This is a genomic window from Novosphingobium sp. Chol11, assembly GCF_945870625.1.
Lineage (GTDB): Bacteria > Pseudomonadota > Alphaproteobacteria > Sphingomonadales > Sphingomonadaceae > Novosphingobium.
Genome location: NZ_CAMBTS010000006.1, coordinates 46454 through 60325, shown reverse-complemented (window position 1 = coordinate 60325; position 13872 = coordinate 46454). Strand labels below are relative to the sequence as shown.

Annotated in this window: 14 protein-coding genes; 11 read left to right on the top strand and 3 right to left on the bottom strand. The window is 64.8% G+C overall.

Annotation, left to right across the window (positions count from 1 at the left end):
- The 5 genes from trpD to Q0O40_RS02245 form a co-directional block, all read left to right on the top strand.
- Positions 1 to 708 (top strand): anthranilate phosphoribosyltransferase (gene trpD, locus Q0O40_RS02265; protein ID WP_295525648.1); only part of this gene is annotated, 708 nt, incomplete at its 5' end.
- Complete coding sequence (trpC, locus tag Q0O40_RS02260; RefSeq protein WP_295525645.1) at positions 705 to 1490, top strand: indole-3-glycerol phosphate synthase TrpC; 786 nt, start codon at positions 705 to 707, stop codon at positions 1488 to 1490. The genes trpD and trpC, both read left to right, overlap by 4 nt.
- Positions 1491 to 1922: a reverse transcriptase-like protein gene (locus Q0O40_RS02255; RefSeq protein ID WP_295525643.1), complete on the top strand. Its 432-nt coding sequence runs from the start codon at positions 1491 to 1493 to the stop codon at positions 1920 to 1922.
- 53 nt (positions 1923 to 1975) lie between these two features.
- Positions 1976 to 2674, top strand: a complete 699-nt coding sequence (locus Q0O40_RS02250) for an aspartate/glutamate racemase family protein (protein WP_295525641.1) — start codon at positions 1976 to 1978, stop codon at positions 2672 to 2674.
- A 63-nt stretch (positions 2675 to 2737) separates the two neighbouring features.
- Positions 2738 to 3175: a cupin domain-containing protein gene (locus Q0O40_RS02245; protein ID WP_295525638.1), complete on the top strand. Its 438-nt coding sequence runs from the start codon at positions 2738 to 2740 to the stop codon at positions 3173 to 3175.
- Here Q0O40_RS02245 and Q0O40_RS02240 read toward each other — a convergent pair whose 3' ends face one another.
- The gene (locus Q0O40_RS02240) at positions 3176 to 4366 is read right to left on the bottom strand and encodes a serine hydrolase domain-containing protein (protein ID WP_367183707.1); all 1191 of its coding nucleotides are present in this window, start codon (positions 4364 to 4366) and stop codon (positions 3176 to 3178) included. It abuts the gene before it with no gap.
- Positions 4367 to 4684: 318 nt separating this feature from the next.
- Between Q0O40_RS02240 and moaC the strand changes: the two genes are divergently transcribed.
- The 3 genes from moaC to lexA are packed head-to-tail and all read left to right on the top strand — an operon-like array spanning position 4685 to position 7137.
- The gene (moaC, locus tag Q0O40_RS02235; protein WP_295525636.1) at positions 4685 to 5155 is read left to right on the top strand and encodes a cyclic pyranopterin monophosphate synthase MoaC; all 471 of its coding nucleotides are present in this window, start codon (positions 4685 to 4687) and stop codon (positions 5153 to 5155) included.
- Positions 5156 to 6379 carry a molybdopterin molybdotransferase MoeA gene (locus tag Q0O40_RS02230; RefSeq protein WP_295525634.1) on the top strand — a complete coding sequence of 408 codons (1224 nt, stop codon included), beginning with the start codon at positions 5156 to 5158 and terminating at the stop codon, positions 6377 to 6379.
- 59 nt (positions 6380 to 6438) lie between these two features.
- A complete protein-coding gene (gene lexA, locus Q0O40_RS02225; RefSeq protein ID WP_295525631.1) occupies positions 6439 to 7137 on the top strand; it encodes a transcriptional repressor LexA in 699 nt (232 codons plus the stop codon).
- On the opposite strand, the gene Q0O40_RS02220 is transcribed toward lexA, so the two are convergent.
- Positions 7131 to 9392: a ComEC/Rec2 family competence protein gene (locus Q0O40_RS02220; RefSeq protein WP_295525629.1), complete on the bottom strand. Its 2262-nt coding sequence runs from the start codon at positions 9390 to 9392 to the stop codon at positions 7131 to 7133. The genes lexA and Q0O40_RS02220 overlap by 7 nt on opposite strands.
- A gap of 38 nt (positions 9393 to 9430) precedes the next feature.
- Here Q0O40_RS02220 and gltX point away from each other — a divergent pair, with 38 nt between their 5' ends.
- The 3 genes from gltX (at position 9431) to Q0O40_RS02205 (ending at position 12480) form a co-directional block, all read left to right on the top strand.
- Entirely contained in the window at positions 9431 to 10897 is a 1467-nt protein-coding gene (gene gltX, locus Q0O40_RS02215) for a glutamate--tRNA ligase (protein ID WP_295525626.1), read from the top strand.
- Positions 10898 to 10961: 64 nt separating this feature from the next.
- Positions 10962 to 12248, top strand: a complete 1287-nt coding sequence (locus Q0O40_RS02210) for a citrate synthase (RefSeq protein WP_295525623.1) — start codon at positions 10962 to 10964, stop codon at positions 12246 to 12248.
- Positions 12249 to 12288: 40 nt separating this feature from the next.
- Positions 12289 to 12480, top strand: a complete 192-nt coding sequence (locus Q0O40_RS02205) for a hypothetical protein (RefSeq protein WP_295525620.1) — start codon at positions 12289 to 12291, stop codon at positions 12478 to 12480.
- Between the two features lie 20 nt (positions 12481 to 12500).
- Here the strand turns inward: Q0O40_RS02205 and Q0O40_RS02200 are convergent, their stop codons facing one another.
- Complete coding sequence (locus Q0O40_RS02200) at positions 12501 to 13856, bottom strand: HAMP domain-containing sensor histidine kinase (protein ID WP_295525618.1); 1356 nt, start codon at positions 13854 to 13856, stop codon at positions 12501 to 12503.
- Between the last annotated feature and the right edge of the window lie 16 nt (positions 13857 to 13872).

Below are 13872 nucleotides of genomic sequence, written 5' to 3'. Positions count from 1 at the left end.
GCCTGCGGCGTGCCTGTCGCCAAGCACGGCAACCGCGCCGCCAGTTCCAAAGCGGGCGCAGCCGATACGCTGGAAGCGCTCGGCCTCAATCTCGACCGCGCGGTCGAAACGGCGGAGGCCACGCTGGCCGACCTCGGCATCTGCTTCCTCTTTGCCGCGCGCCACCATCCGGCGATGGCCCGCATCATGCCGATCCGCAAAGCCATCGCCCGCCGCACCATCTTCAATCTGATGGGCCCGCTGGCCAACCCGGCCAAAGTCACCCGCCAACTCGTCGGCATCGCCCGCCCGGATTACGTGCCGATCTATGCGGAGGCGCTGCTGAAGCTGGGCACCACGCACGCCATGGTCGTTTCTGGCGACGAAGGGCTCGACGAACTCAGCCTGGCGGGCGGCAATGCGCTCGCCGAAGTACGCGGCGATGCGCTGCAAATGCGGCGCCTCGATCCCGCCGATGCCGGCCTGCCCGCCGCGCCCGTGTCCGCGATCCGCGGCGGCGACGCGGCCTACAACGCCGCCGCTCTGCGCGCGCTCCTGCAAGGCGAGCCTGGCGCATACCGCGACGCCGTGCTGTTCAACGCCGCCGCCGCGCTGATCGTCGCGGGCGAGGTGGATGATTGGCATGACGGCGTGGAAGAAGCCGCCGAAGCCATCGACAAAGGGCTTGCCAATGCCCTGCTGAACTGCTGGATCGCGACGCTCCGATGACCGACAAACTCGCCGAAATCTGCGCGACCAAGCGCAACGAAGTCGTGGCCCGCAAGGCGGTGCTCTCGCTCGCCGATCTCGCCGCGCGCGCATCCGAGCACACCCCGCCGCGCGGGTTCGAAGCCGCTTTGCGCGCGCAGGCCGCCGCCGGTTTTGCGCTCATCGCCGAAATCAAGAAGGCCAGTCCGTCCAAGGGCCTGATCCGCGCCGATTTCGATCCTGCCGCGCATGCCCTGGCCTACGAACAGGGCGGCGCGACCTGCCTATCGGTGCTCACCGATGCGCCTTATTTTCAGGGTCACGAGGACTATTTCATCGCCGCGCGCGCCGCCTGCGCGCTGCCTGCGCTGCGCAAGGATTTCATGGTTGATCCCTGGCAGATCGCCGAATCCCGCGCCATCGGCGCAGACGCCATCCTGATCATCGTCGCCGCGCTCGATGATGGGGCAATGGCCGAGATCGAGATGGCCGCCACCGAACACGGCATGGATGTGCTAGTCGAAGTGCACGACGAGGCCGAAATGGAGCGCGCCGCGCGCCTCAAATCGCGCCTGATCGGTGTAAACAACCGCGATCTCAAGCGCTTCGTAACCGATATCGCGGCCACCGAACGCCTCGCCCCGCTCGCCCCCGAAGGCGCGCTCTTGGTCAGCGAAAGCGGCATCAACAGCCACACCGATCTCTTGCGCCTCGCCCCCCACGCGCGCACTTTCCTCGTCGGCGAAAGCCTGATGCGCGAGCATGACGTTTGCGCGGCTACCCGCGCGCTATTGCGGCGCTAAGTGGGCGCTAAACCCATAAATATCTGGTTCGACGGCGGCTGCCGCCCCAATCCGGGCGCGATGCAAACCGCCGTCGTCGCGCGCGGCGTGACCCACCACCGCCCGGCCATCGGCCATGGCAGCAATACCGACGCCGAATGGCGCGCCCTGCTCCATGCGCTCGAAGTTGCGCAAATGCTTGGCGAAAGTGATGTGGTGCTGATCGGCGATTCCGCCTTCGTGATCGCGCAGGCCAGCGGCGCTGCCAAACCAAACCCCGATTATCAGGCCTATCATGCGGAATTTGCGGCCCGCAGCGCCACCTTCACCCGCGTCCGCCTACGCCAGACGGGTCGCGCCCAGAACCTCGCCGGAATCGCTCTGGAACAGATCGCGGCAGGATTTTCCGGGCGCCAGCGCATGGCCACTCCGGGCAAGCCGGACACGGCTTAGCGCCCGTATCGCGGCAAAACATCGCATCGTTCGCGGCACAGGAACCGAACCCAATGAAAACCATCGGCCTGATCGGCGGTATGAGCTGGGAAAGTTCGGCCGCATACTACCGCATGATCAACCAAGGCGTTCGCAATGCGCGCGGTCCCTCGGCTTCGGCGCGTTGCCTGCTATATTCGTTCGACTTCTCCGAAATCGCCGCGTTGCAAAGGGCCGGCGAATGGGCCGCGCTTACCCAGCAGATGATCCATGCCGCGCAAACGCTGGAGGCCGCAGGCGCGGACATGGTCCTGATCTGCACCAACACCATGCACCTGATGGCAGATGAAGTTGCCGCTGCAATCGGCATCCCGCTGATCCATATCGCTGATCCAGCCGCGCAAGCAATCAAGGCGGCGGACCTCGCCAAAGTCGGCCTGCTCGGCACCGCCTTCACGATGGAACAGAACTTCTACCGCGGCTATCTTGCCGATAAGCATGAGCTCGAAGTGCTCGTCCCCGAAGCCGAAGATCGCGCCGTGGTCCACCGCATCATTTATGAAGAACTCATCGCCGGCCGCATCGAGCCCGCCTCGCGCGAAGCTTACCGCGCCATCATCACCCGGCTGGCGGCGCGCGGCGCACAAGGCATCGTGCTGGGCTGCACCGAAATCATGCTGCTGGTCGGGCCGGATGACAGCCCGGTTCCGCTGTTCGACACCGCCCGGCTTCATGCCGAAGCCGCCGTGGCCGCCGCGCTCTGCGAGAATTAAAGCTGTTGCATTCCCTCCCGCTGCGAACATACTTTGCGGCAACTGGAAAAGGGAACATCCGCAATGAAACTCATGCTCTCGCTCGTAATCGGCCTGACAACGACCACCTCTGCGGTCGCCGCGCAAGTCGTTCATCCCGCCAAAATAGCAGCGGCCGAAGCAAGCGGCGCGATCTTTGACCGCAAGGAGGTGATCGTTGCGGGTGAAGGCGCGAAGCAGACCAAGGATGTCATCACCTTGATGACCGGCGACAAGCTGTTCGAAAGCGGCATGTACAAGGCTGGCCCCTCGCATAAGGAATTCAAGGACAAGGATTATGGCGTCGACGAATTCATGCTTTTCGTCAGCGGCAGCGTGACACTTACTTCTGTCGACGGACAGGTCACTACCCTCGGCCCCGGCGATGCCGTCACCGTGCCCGCCGAATGGCGCGGAACGTGGGATACCAAGGGCTACACCAAATACTACGTCATCCGCTCACGCGGCAAACCGCTGGAATGATCATCCCCCGGCGTCAATGATCGCCTGCACCTGATGGTAAAAGGCCTCGCGCGCATCGCCCTCCGGCCCTTCGCTGGCGCGGGTCCAGTCGGCGTTGCTCGCGATCACCAGATGCCGCTTGGGGTCGATGAAAATGCCCTGCCCAAAGATGCCCTGCGCGGCGACGGTGTCATCGTCGTAAGTCCACCATTGGTAGCCATAGCCCTTGCCCGCCTCGCCGATGTCCTTCTGCTTGTGTGTGGCTTGGGCAAACCAGTCTGGCGCAACGATCTGCTGGCCACCCGCCTGACCGTTCGCCAGCACCAGCAGGCCCATTCGCGCAAAATCGCGCGTCGCGGCCTGAAGGCAGCACCCGGCGATCTCATGGCCGGTCTTGCCCAGTAGCCAAGTCGCCTTGGCCTCCATGCCCGCAGGTTTCCAGATCTTTTCTTCCAGGTACTGTGCCAAGGTTTTGTGCGTGGCCGATGATACCAGCACGCCGATCAGGTTGGTCTCGCCGGTATTGTAGTGCCACACGGTCCCCGGCGAATGCGCGCGCGGCAGCTTGCGCATATAGCTTACCGTTGCATCCACGCCCTTGTCGGGCTGGGCTGTGTTGAACATCGCGACGTCGGACTTGGGATCTTCATAGTCCTCGTTCCAGCGCACGCCGGAACTCATCGTCAGCAATTGCCGAACACTCACGTCGTCATAGGCAGAGCCGCGCAGATCGGGGATGTACTGGCTTACCTTGTCATCGAGGCTTTTGATCGCGCCATCGCGCAGCGCCGCGCCGACCAAAGTCGAAGTAAACGACTTGGCGACTGAAAAGCTGGTCCAGCGTCCTTTCGCATTAAAGCCGAGGCCGTAGCGCTCGAAGCGCACTTTGCCGTCCTGCACGATCACCAGCCCCGCCGCGCGCTGCGCCGCCATGTAGGCCTCCACCCCGGGGATCGCCAAAGGCCTGCCCGGCGGCAACGGCAGCGGTTTGTCCGATGCCGCAATCTCGTGCGCCTTGGCGAGCACCGGCAGGCGGTCCATGGCGCGAAACGCAGCGTCGCGCTGCGGCACCGACCAACTCAGCACATCGGCATTGGTCGGCAAGGCACCGAGCAACCCGCGCGTTTCCGCATCGAGGCTGGCATACCAGCCCAGCCCGCCCAGCATCGTCGCCGCCGCTCCGATCAAACCGGCCGTCCGTTTGCGCATCATGCTTCCCCCGTTTCACGCTATGAACGATCACGTTAGCGATCCGGCACCCGCTGTCCACTAGCCAGTCCGCGCGCCTCGCCCGGTAGCGCCGCGCCGCGCAGATGCCATCCAGGGCGGATGCGGCCATAATGGGAGCGAGCAGGCCGCCCCCGCTTTCGATCTGTCCTACAACTGCGAGCTATGGCATCACGGCACGATGATAGCACGCAACACCGCCCTTCATCGCGCTGCGCAGGCCGCGCCAGCGCCCCGCCCCGGGATCGCCAAGTTTGTTCTCTGGACTGTGTCAACTATGTCAACTTGGAAGGTTTTCGGCGCATGAGCGAGCTCACCCATCTCGATCCGCAAGGCCGCGCGCGCATGGTCGATGTCGGTGCAAAAGCCGCAACCCAGCGGGTGGCGATTGCCGTTGGTGCCATCCGTATGAACGCGGCGACGCTCGGCGCGCTGCGCGGCGGCACCGTGCCCAAGGGCGATGTGCTGGCAGCGGCGCGGATCGCCGGGATCATGGCGGCAAAAAAAACCGCCGAGCTCATCCCGCTGTGCCATCCGCTGGGCCTTGATGCGGTGTCGGTAGAATTCGCCTATCTGGAAGATGGGATCGAGGCCCGCGCCGCCGCATCGCTCACCGGGCGAACGGGCGTGGAAATGGAAGCGCTCACCGCCGTTTCGATCGCGCTGCTGACGATCTACGACATGGCCAAGGCCATCGATAAAGGCATGGTCATTCATGATGTCCGCCTGATCGAAAAGCGCGGCGGCAAATCGGGCGACTGGAAAGCGGCCTGAATGGCTGGTCCTGCGCCCGCCCGCACCCCGCCGCTGCCACTTGAGGAGGCCCAGCGCCGCCTGATCGCGCTTGCGCCGCAGCTTTCCGTCGAGCACCGGATGGCGCCAGAATGCCTCGGTTTCTATCTCGCCGCTCCCATGGTTGCGCGGCGCACCAACCCGCCTGCACCGCTTTCGGCCATGGACGGCTATGCCTTGCGCGCCGCCGACCTGCCGGGGCCATGGCGCGTGATCGGCGAGAGCGCAGCCGGGCATCCTTTCCCCGGCATCATTGCCGCCGGCGAGGCGATTAGGATCAGCACCGGCGCGGTTGTTCCGGGCAGCGCCGATATGATCCTCCTGCAAGAGGACACGGCGCGCGAAGGCGATGCGCTGGCGCTCACCGGCACACCGCCTTCACCCACCGATCGCCATATCCGCCCGGCAGGAATGGATTTCTGGCAGGATACGCCCTTGCTTGCGCCCGGATCGCGGCTGGGCGCGGCGCAGATCGCGCTGGCTATTGCCGGGGGTCACACCCACTTGCCGGTGCGGCGCGCAGTCAAGCTGGCGATCATTGATAGCGGCGATGAACTTGCCGCTGTCGGCAAGACTCCCGGACCAGCGCAGATACCGGCCAGCAACGGCACGATGCTGGCGGTGATGGCCGCTCAGATCCCGGTTGAAGTCAGCCGGCTCGGGCCGGTGCCCGATCGGCTCGAAGCCTTGGTTGCCGCGTTCGATGCGGGCCATGGCGCCGATGTGATCGTCACCAGCGGCGGGGCATCGGTGGGCGATCACGATCTGATCCGCCCCGCGCTCGAGGCGGCGGGCGCGAAAATCAGTTTCTGGCGCGTCGGCATCAAGCCGGGCAAGCCGCTTCTGGTGGCGCAGCGCGGACATCAGGTAATCCTCGGCCTGCCCGGCAATCCAGCCTCGGCCTATGTCACGGCCTATCTGTTTATGCTGCCGCTGCTGCGCGCGGCATTGGGCGCGGCCTATCCGCTTCCGCGCGCCTTTCGCGCGCCGCTCGCGGCTGACCTGCCCGGCGGCGGCAGCCGCATGGAATTTCTGCGCGCGCACTGGGATGGAGAGCAAGTCACGCTGGGCAGCCTGCAGGATTCGGGCATGCTGACCCCGCTGGCCCATGCCAATGCGCTCATTCAGCGCGCGGCGGGCGCGCCGCTGGCCCCGGCGGGATCGTTTGTTCCAGTATATCTGCTCGAAAGTGGCGGATATGCTTGACGAGCTGCGCGAGGTTGCTTATTCGTTCCGCATTCGTTCGCTTATGGGAGGGACGCGGAATGCTAACGCGCAAACAGCACGAGCTGCTCAGCTTTATCCAGAACCGGCTTGAAGAATCCGGGATCTCGCCTTCGTTCGAAGAAATGAAAGAAGCGCTGGACCTCAAATCCAAATCGGGCGTGCACCGGCTGATCTCGGCGCTTGAAGAGCGCGGCTTCATTCGCCGCCTCGCCAACCGTGCCCGCGCCCTGGAAGTGATCAAGGAGCCGGAATCGAGCACCGGCAAAGCCCCGGCGCGTGTCCCTGCCCCCGCGCTGGCGGCCTTGCGCCCCGCTGCGAAGGCACCCCTGCCCGCTCATCCGATGCCTGCCAACGACATTATCGAGATCCCCTTTCACGGCCGGATCGCAGCCGGCCTGCCGATCGAGGCGCTGGAGGACACCGCGACGATGCCCGTGCCTGCTGCGCTGCTCGGCGCAGGCGAACATTATGCGCTTGAGGTATCAGGCGATTCGATGGTCGATGCCGGCATTCTGGACGGCGATTTTGCGCTGGTGCGCCGCACCGATACGGCGCGTGACGGAGAGATTGTGGTGGCGCTGGTGCGCGGTGAGGAAGCCACGCTCAAATATCTGCGCCGCGAGAAGGGCATGATCCGGCTCGATCCGGCCAATTCAGCCTATGATCCGCAGTTTTACCGGCCTGACGAGGTTCAGGTTCAGGGCAAGCTGGCGGGGCTGCTGCGCCGCTATCACTGATCGGTTTTTGGCAATGCGGGCGAGCCGCGCATCGCTTCGTAGGGTCGGCGATAGCGGGGTGACGGTGTCGATGCCTGCTGGTTCCAGCCATGCTGGCCTTGTGTTTCGGCCACCGTGCGGATCTCGCCTGAGATGAGGCTGATGGCGACCCCGCCGGTGCGCCTCAGCATCTCCCGGTCCGCTTTGAGCAAGCGCGGTTTGCACCACAGCGGCAGTCGGCGGCTGGCGATCACGATGTCGGCGGCGGCGCAGGCTGGTTCCAGCGCGGTGCGTTCCACCAGATCGCGGCCCCGGGCCATGAGCAGAACAAAGCGCCGCCCTCCCCGCGCCGCGGTTATGCGGCAAAAGTCAGGGTTGCACTGCGCGCCGCGCCAGCTGTCGAGCGGTGTCACCTGTCCGTCCATCCCGGCGCTTTCGAGCATGGCATCACGGGTATAATCGCCGCGCATGTCGCGCAGCACGAGCAAGTCGGGGCCTTCGCCGGTAATCCCGACATGGCGTCCGTCGCCGGATACCAGCACATCGGGCGTCCGTTGAGCCAGCAAGGCAGCCGTCGCCAGCGCGATCGGGACAAAGCCCCACAGCCGCACCCGCCCTGTCCACAGCGCCGCCCACAGCAGCCCGGCCACAAACAGGCCAAACGTCCACCCCGGCATCCCCGGCATCATGGTCACCGCGCCCGGCTGCGCCGCGACCACATGCGCCAGCCAGAGCAGCAACTCGAGAGATTTACCCACCAGCCACCAGGCCGGCGCGCCCACGCCGACCAGATCCAGCAATAGCGCAATGGCAACCAGCGGCATTGTGGCAAAGGTCGTCAGCGGGATCGCGATCACATTGGCGGCGGCGCCGTAAAGCCCCGCGCGGTGAAAATGGAACAAGCTGATCGGCATCAGCGCCAGTTCGATAACCACGCCCGAGGCGAGCAACATCAGCAAATGGCGCGCTGTGCGCATCAGCCACCCCTCCTCGCGCGCTGCCAGAAACGCCTTGGCGGGCGCAGCACTGTAGAACGCGATAATCGCAATCACCGAGGCAAAGCTCATCTGGAAGCCGGGGCCGAACACCGATTCCGGCCAGAACAGCATCACAAACAGCGCCGCCGTCGCAAGCAGGCGCAGCGAGAGCGGATCGCGGCCCAGCGCCAGCGCGGCCAGCACCAGCAATGATCCGGCCACCGAACGGATAGTCGGCACTTCGGAACCCGTCACCAGCGTATAAGCAATCCCGCCCAATGCTCCCGCCGCCGCCGCGAACACAGGGAGCCGCACGCGCAGCGCGATGTAGGGAAACAGCGCCAGCATGCGGATCGTGATGACATAGACCGCCGCAATCACCGCGCTGACATGCAGCCCGCTTATCGAGAGCAGGTGCGTGAGGCCCGCGTCGCGCATGGCGTCTTCATCGCTTTGCGCAATCGCGCCGCGATCGCCGCTGGCCAGTGCTGCGGCAATTGCGCCGGGCGACCCGGAGAGATTGGCGCTGACATGGTCGGCCAGGCGTTGCTGGATCTGGCGCAGCGACCAGCGGTCCGTAGCCGGAGTCAGCACCTCGACCGGCCCGATCGCGTTGCCCGTGGCCGCAAGTCCGGCAAACCACGCGGTGCGAGCAAAGTTGTAAGCGCCCGGCAGCATCGGCGCGGCGGGCGGCATCAGCCGGGCGCGCAGGCGCACCCTTGCTCCCTCCGCCAGCGCCGGAAGATCGCCTTGCACCGGCACGTTGATACGCAGACGCAGCGGCTGGCCGTGCCCTTCAACCTGGCCCGCCAGAACCAGACGGATGCGCCCTTGCGCGCGCTCGTCCTGCCGGTCGAGCACTTCGCCCTCTATCCACGAGACCTCGGGCCACGCGATGCCCGGTTCGCCCACCAATGCCGATTTGGCCCAGATCGTGGCGCAGCCCGCAGCGACCATCAGCGTGACGGCGAGCAAGGCCTGACGCAAGTATGGTAGATCGCTATCGGGCGGGATCAAGCTGGCGAGCAGAAAGACCGCACCGCACAATGCCATGAGCGCCGCCCAATCGGCCGGCCCCTCTAGAACTGTCCAGCCCGCAATCCCGGCGGCAAACGCCACCGCCAGCCATGGACCGCGCTCGAACGCGCGCTCCATCAGGAAGCGTTCAATGGTGCGGTGCATACTGGACAATTGGGCGAGATTGCCCCAGACCGCCGCCGCAGCCAGCGCGATGAGACGCAGTCCGGCCGCAACGATTTCAGCGCCGACTTTCGCGCTGCCAGGGACTGGCTCAGCCATGCCCAAGATTAGGAGGGATTTTGGCCGAAATGGCAAGCATGACTGATACCGTTTCTGCAGCACCGGCCCTAGTCGCCGCCAGCACAGCGGCGCGTGTCGTCACCCGTTTTGCGCCGTCGCCGACTGGATTCCTGCATATTGGCGGCGCGCGCACCGCGCTGTTCAACTGGCTCTTCGCGCGCCATCATGGCGGGCAATATCTCCTGCGCGTCGAAGATACCGACCGCGCCCGCTCTACCGATGCTGCCATCGCCGCGATTTATGACGGCCTCGACTGGCTGGGCCTCGGCGGTGACGAGGAACCGGTACTTCAGTTTGCGCGCTCGGCCCGCCACGCAGAGGTCGCGCATCAGCTGGTCGCGGCAGACCGCGCTTATCGGTGTTATCTCAGCACCGAAGAACTGACGGCGCGGCGCGAGGCAGCGCAGGCCGCGCGGCTGCCGTTCCGCATCGACAGCGAATGGCGCGATGCCGATCCTGCCAGCCGCCCTGCAGGCCAGCCGCATGTGGTGCGCCTGAAGGCACCGCGCACCGGCGAAACCACGATCCCGGATCTGGTACAGGGTCCGATCACCGTGCAGAACAGCGAGATCGACGATTATGTAATCCTGCGTTCGGACGGTACGCCGACCTACATGCTCGCGGTGGTGGTCGATGATCATGATATGGGGGTGACGCATGTCATCCGCGGCGATGACCACATCAACAACGCCTTTCGCCAACTGGTGCTGATCCGCGCGATGCAGGCGATCGAGGGGGGCTGGGACGATCCGGCTTACGCGCATATCCCGCTAATCCACGGCGCGGACGGTGCCAAGCTTTCCAAGCGCCACGGCGCGCTGGGCGTCGATGCCTACCGCGACGAAATGGGCCTGCTGCCCGAGGCGGTCTTCAACTATCTGTTGCGGCTGGGCTGGGGGCACGGCGATGATGAGATCATTTCGCGCGCGCAGGCGGTGGAATGGTTCGATATCGCCGCTGTCGGCAAAGGTGCGGCGCGCTTTGATATCAAGAAGCTGCTCAACCTTAACGGACATTACTTGCGCGAAGCCGATGATGCCCGTCTGGCCGGACTGGTCGCGCCCCGGCTTGGCGGCCTTGATGCCTCGCAGCTTGCGCTGCTTGAGGCCGCGATGCCGGTGCTCAAAGTGCGCGCCGCCGATCTGGGCGAGCTGGCGCGCAGCACCGGGTTCTTGTTCGCTGATCGTCCTTTGGCGCTCGACCCGAAGGCGGCGGCCCTCTTGACCGATGACGCGCGCGGCTTGCTGGCGATGGTAGCGGCACTGCTCGCGGATGAAGCGCACTGGACAAGCGAGGCGCTAGAAGCCACGCTGAAAGCATTGGCAGAAGCGCACAATCTCGGGCTTGGCAAGCTGGCCCAGCCGTTGCGCGCGGCGCTGACCGGGCAGGCCACCTCGCCCGGCATCTTTGACGTTCTGACGCTTTTGGGCAAGGAAGAGGCATTGGCGCGGATTCGCGATCAGATGCATCGCCCTGAACAATAAGAGTTTTGGGATCAGTAACAAACCCGGCTTAAACGCCGCATACCACCTATCAGGAGGCCATATCGTGAGCGAGAATTCCGCAACCCTGAACGCAGACGGCATGACCGTCGACATGCCGGTCAAATCCGGGACGATCGGCCCGGATGTGGTCGATATTCGCAAGCTTTATGGCCAGACCGGCCTGTTCACCTATGATCCGGGCTTTACCAGCACGGCGAGCTGCGACAGCGCGATCACCTACATCGACGGCGACGAAGGTGTACTGCTGCACCGCGGCTATCCCATCGGCCAGTTGGCCGAACATTCGAGCTTCATGGAGGTGTGCTACCTGTTGCTGAATGGCGAACTGCCATCGGCCGACGGTCTTTCCGAGTTTTCGCGCACAATCACGCGCCACACCATGGTCCACGAGCAGCTCAGCACTTTTTACCGTGGTTTCCGGCGCGATGCGCACCCGATGGCAATCATGTGCGGCGTGGTTGGCGCGCTTTCCGCGTTCTATCATGACTCGACCGATATCAGCGATCCGGAGCAGCGCACGATCAGCGCCCACCGCTTGATCGCCAAGATGCCCACGATCGCGGCGATGGCTTACAAGTATTCCGTCGGGCAGCCTTTCGTCTATCCGCGCAACGACCTTAGCTACACCGGCAATTTCCTGCGCATGACCTTTGCCGTGCCGGCCGAGGAATACGTGATCGAGCCTGCAGTAGAAAAGGCGATGGACCGCATTTTCATGCTCCATGCCGATCACGAGCAGAACGCCTCGACCTCGACCGTGCGGCTCGCTGGTTCATCGGGCGCGAACCCGTTTGCCTGCATCGCGGCGGGCATCGCCTGCCTCTGGGGTCCAGCGCATGGCGGCGCCAACGAAGCGGCGCTCAACATGCTGAAGGAAATCGGCACGCCAGACCGGATTCCGCACTATATCGAGCGCGCCAAGGACAAGAATGATCCGTTCCGCCTCATGGGCTTTGGCCACCGCGTCTACAAAAACTATGATCCGCGCGCCACGGTGATGCAGGAAACCGTGCGCGAAGTGTTCACCGCGCTGAAGGTCAAGGACCCCTTGTTCGAGACCGCGCTACGGCTTGAAGAACTGGCGCTCAACGATCCCTACTTCATCGACAAGAAGCTGTTTCCTAACGTTGATTTCTATTCGGGGATCATCCTTTCGGCGATTGGCTTCCCCACCACGATGTTTACCGTGCTGTTTGCCATCGCGCGCACGGTGGGCTGGATCGCGCAATGGAACGAAATGATCTCCGATCCAGGCCAGAAGATCGGTCGTCCGCGCCAGCTTTATACAGGGCCGGCAGCGCGCGATTATGTTCCGCTGACCGAGCGTTGAGCCGTTCACGAAGCAGCGACAACCCGGAAAGCCGTTTGCCATGACCACCGTAATGCGAATTTTCGGCGTGGCCGCTGTGTTGATGGGCCTGCTGTGGATGGGTCAGGGTGCGGGGCTGATCATGTGGCCAGCCTCAAGCTTCATGCTGGCGCAGCAGCAGTGGATCTTGTGGGGGGCGCTCTTGGCGCTGATCGGCTTGGGGTTGGTGCTGCGCAGCGGCAAGCGGCGTTGATCGTTCGCCGCAAATAGTTGTCAGGCGCGATCCGCGGGCAGGCTGAGCACAAAACTCGCCCCCGTGCCCGGTGAGCTGGTCACGCGCAGATCGCCCTGCATCGCGCGTGCCAGCCGCCGCGAGATGTAAAGACCCAGCCCGCTGCCGCCATCGCCGCTTCGCCCCAGTCGCTCGAACTTCTCGAACACCCGCGCCATCTGTGCTTCGGTCAGGCCGTCTCCCTGGTCGCTTACGGCAATCCACGCGTTCTCGGTGCCGTTCGCATCGGTGGCCCGCCCCACTGCCAATGAAACCGCCGTGTGCCCCGGCGTATAGCGGATGGCGTTGCTGAGCAGATTGAGCAGGATTTGAAGAACCCGCCGATACTCGCCGATCGCGGGCGCATGCGCATCGTCTGGCGGCAAATGCAGCGCAATCGCACGCTCCTTGGCCCGCACCGACAGGATACCTGCCGCGCGGCGTGCGCAATCGGCCAGATCAATGCGATCGGGTGCCGGGCTGAAGCCGGGGGATTCGAGCGCGTCGAGATCGGCCAGATCTTCGACTAGGCTGAGCAAGTGCCGCCCCGCCTCGGCGATATCGCCGGCATAACCGGCGTATTCATCGGCCAACGGGCCGGCCAGCCGGGTGCGGATGGTCTCGGCATTGGCGATGATGCGGTTAATCGGTTGACGCAGCGCCGGGGCCAGATCGCGGCCAAGCAGCGTGTTCCATGGTGGCGGCGCAGCCGCGGCGCCGCCGGGCTGCGGCGGCAAATGGACGATGGTTTCTGGGATGATGAGCAATTCGAAACCCCCGCCCGCGCGCGGCTGGATGCGCGAACGCCAGCGCCGCGGCGCATCGCCCAGTGTAAACGACGCATCATCGAGCAAACGCCAATGAAGCGGCTGGTCGCGATCGGCGGCCGCCTCTCCCATCGTTCCCAATTTCACCAGCTCGGACCAGACTTTGCCAATACCGGCTTCCAGCGCTGCCAGCTCGTCGGTTTCTGTATGCACTGTCAGCACGCGTTGCTCGTCATCCAGCAGCAGATGGGCCTCGGCAATCAGCCAGAGTAGCACATTCGGCGCGGAAACGTCGGCAGGCGGATGGCCCGTCTGGCGCCATTGGCTGCATTCCAGCCGCGCACCTTCCTCGTCGGGGGCAATCTTTACCCAGAACGAAATCGGCTGACCGTCGTCCATCGCGCTGATCGAACGGGCGATCGACATGCGGGCAAGCCGCGCGCGGCGCGCCAGCGCAAGCAGCGCCGGGATGGCAATCACCCCGGGCAATTCGCCCCCGCAGCGCGTTTGCAGACCGGCCAGCGGCTCATCCGCCTCGATCAGACGATCCTGCGCATCGCAGCGCCCGCGAATGGAGATCGCGGTGCTCATCGCGCCCACGCCTTGG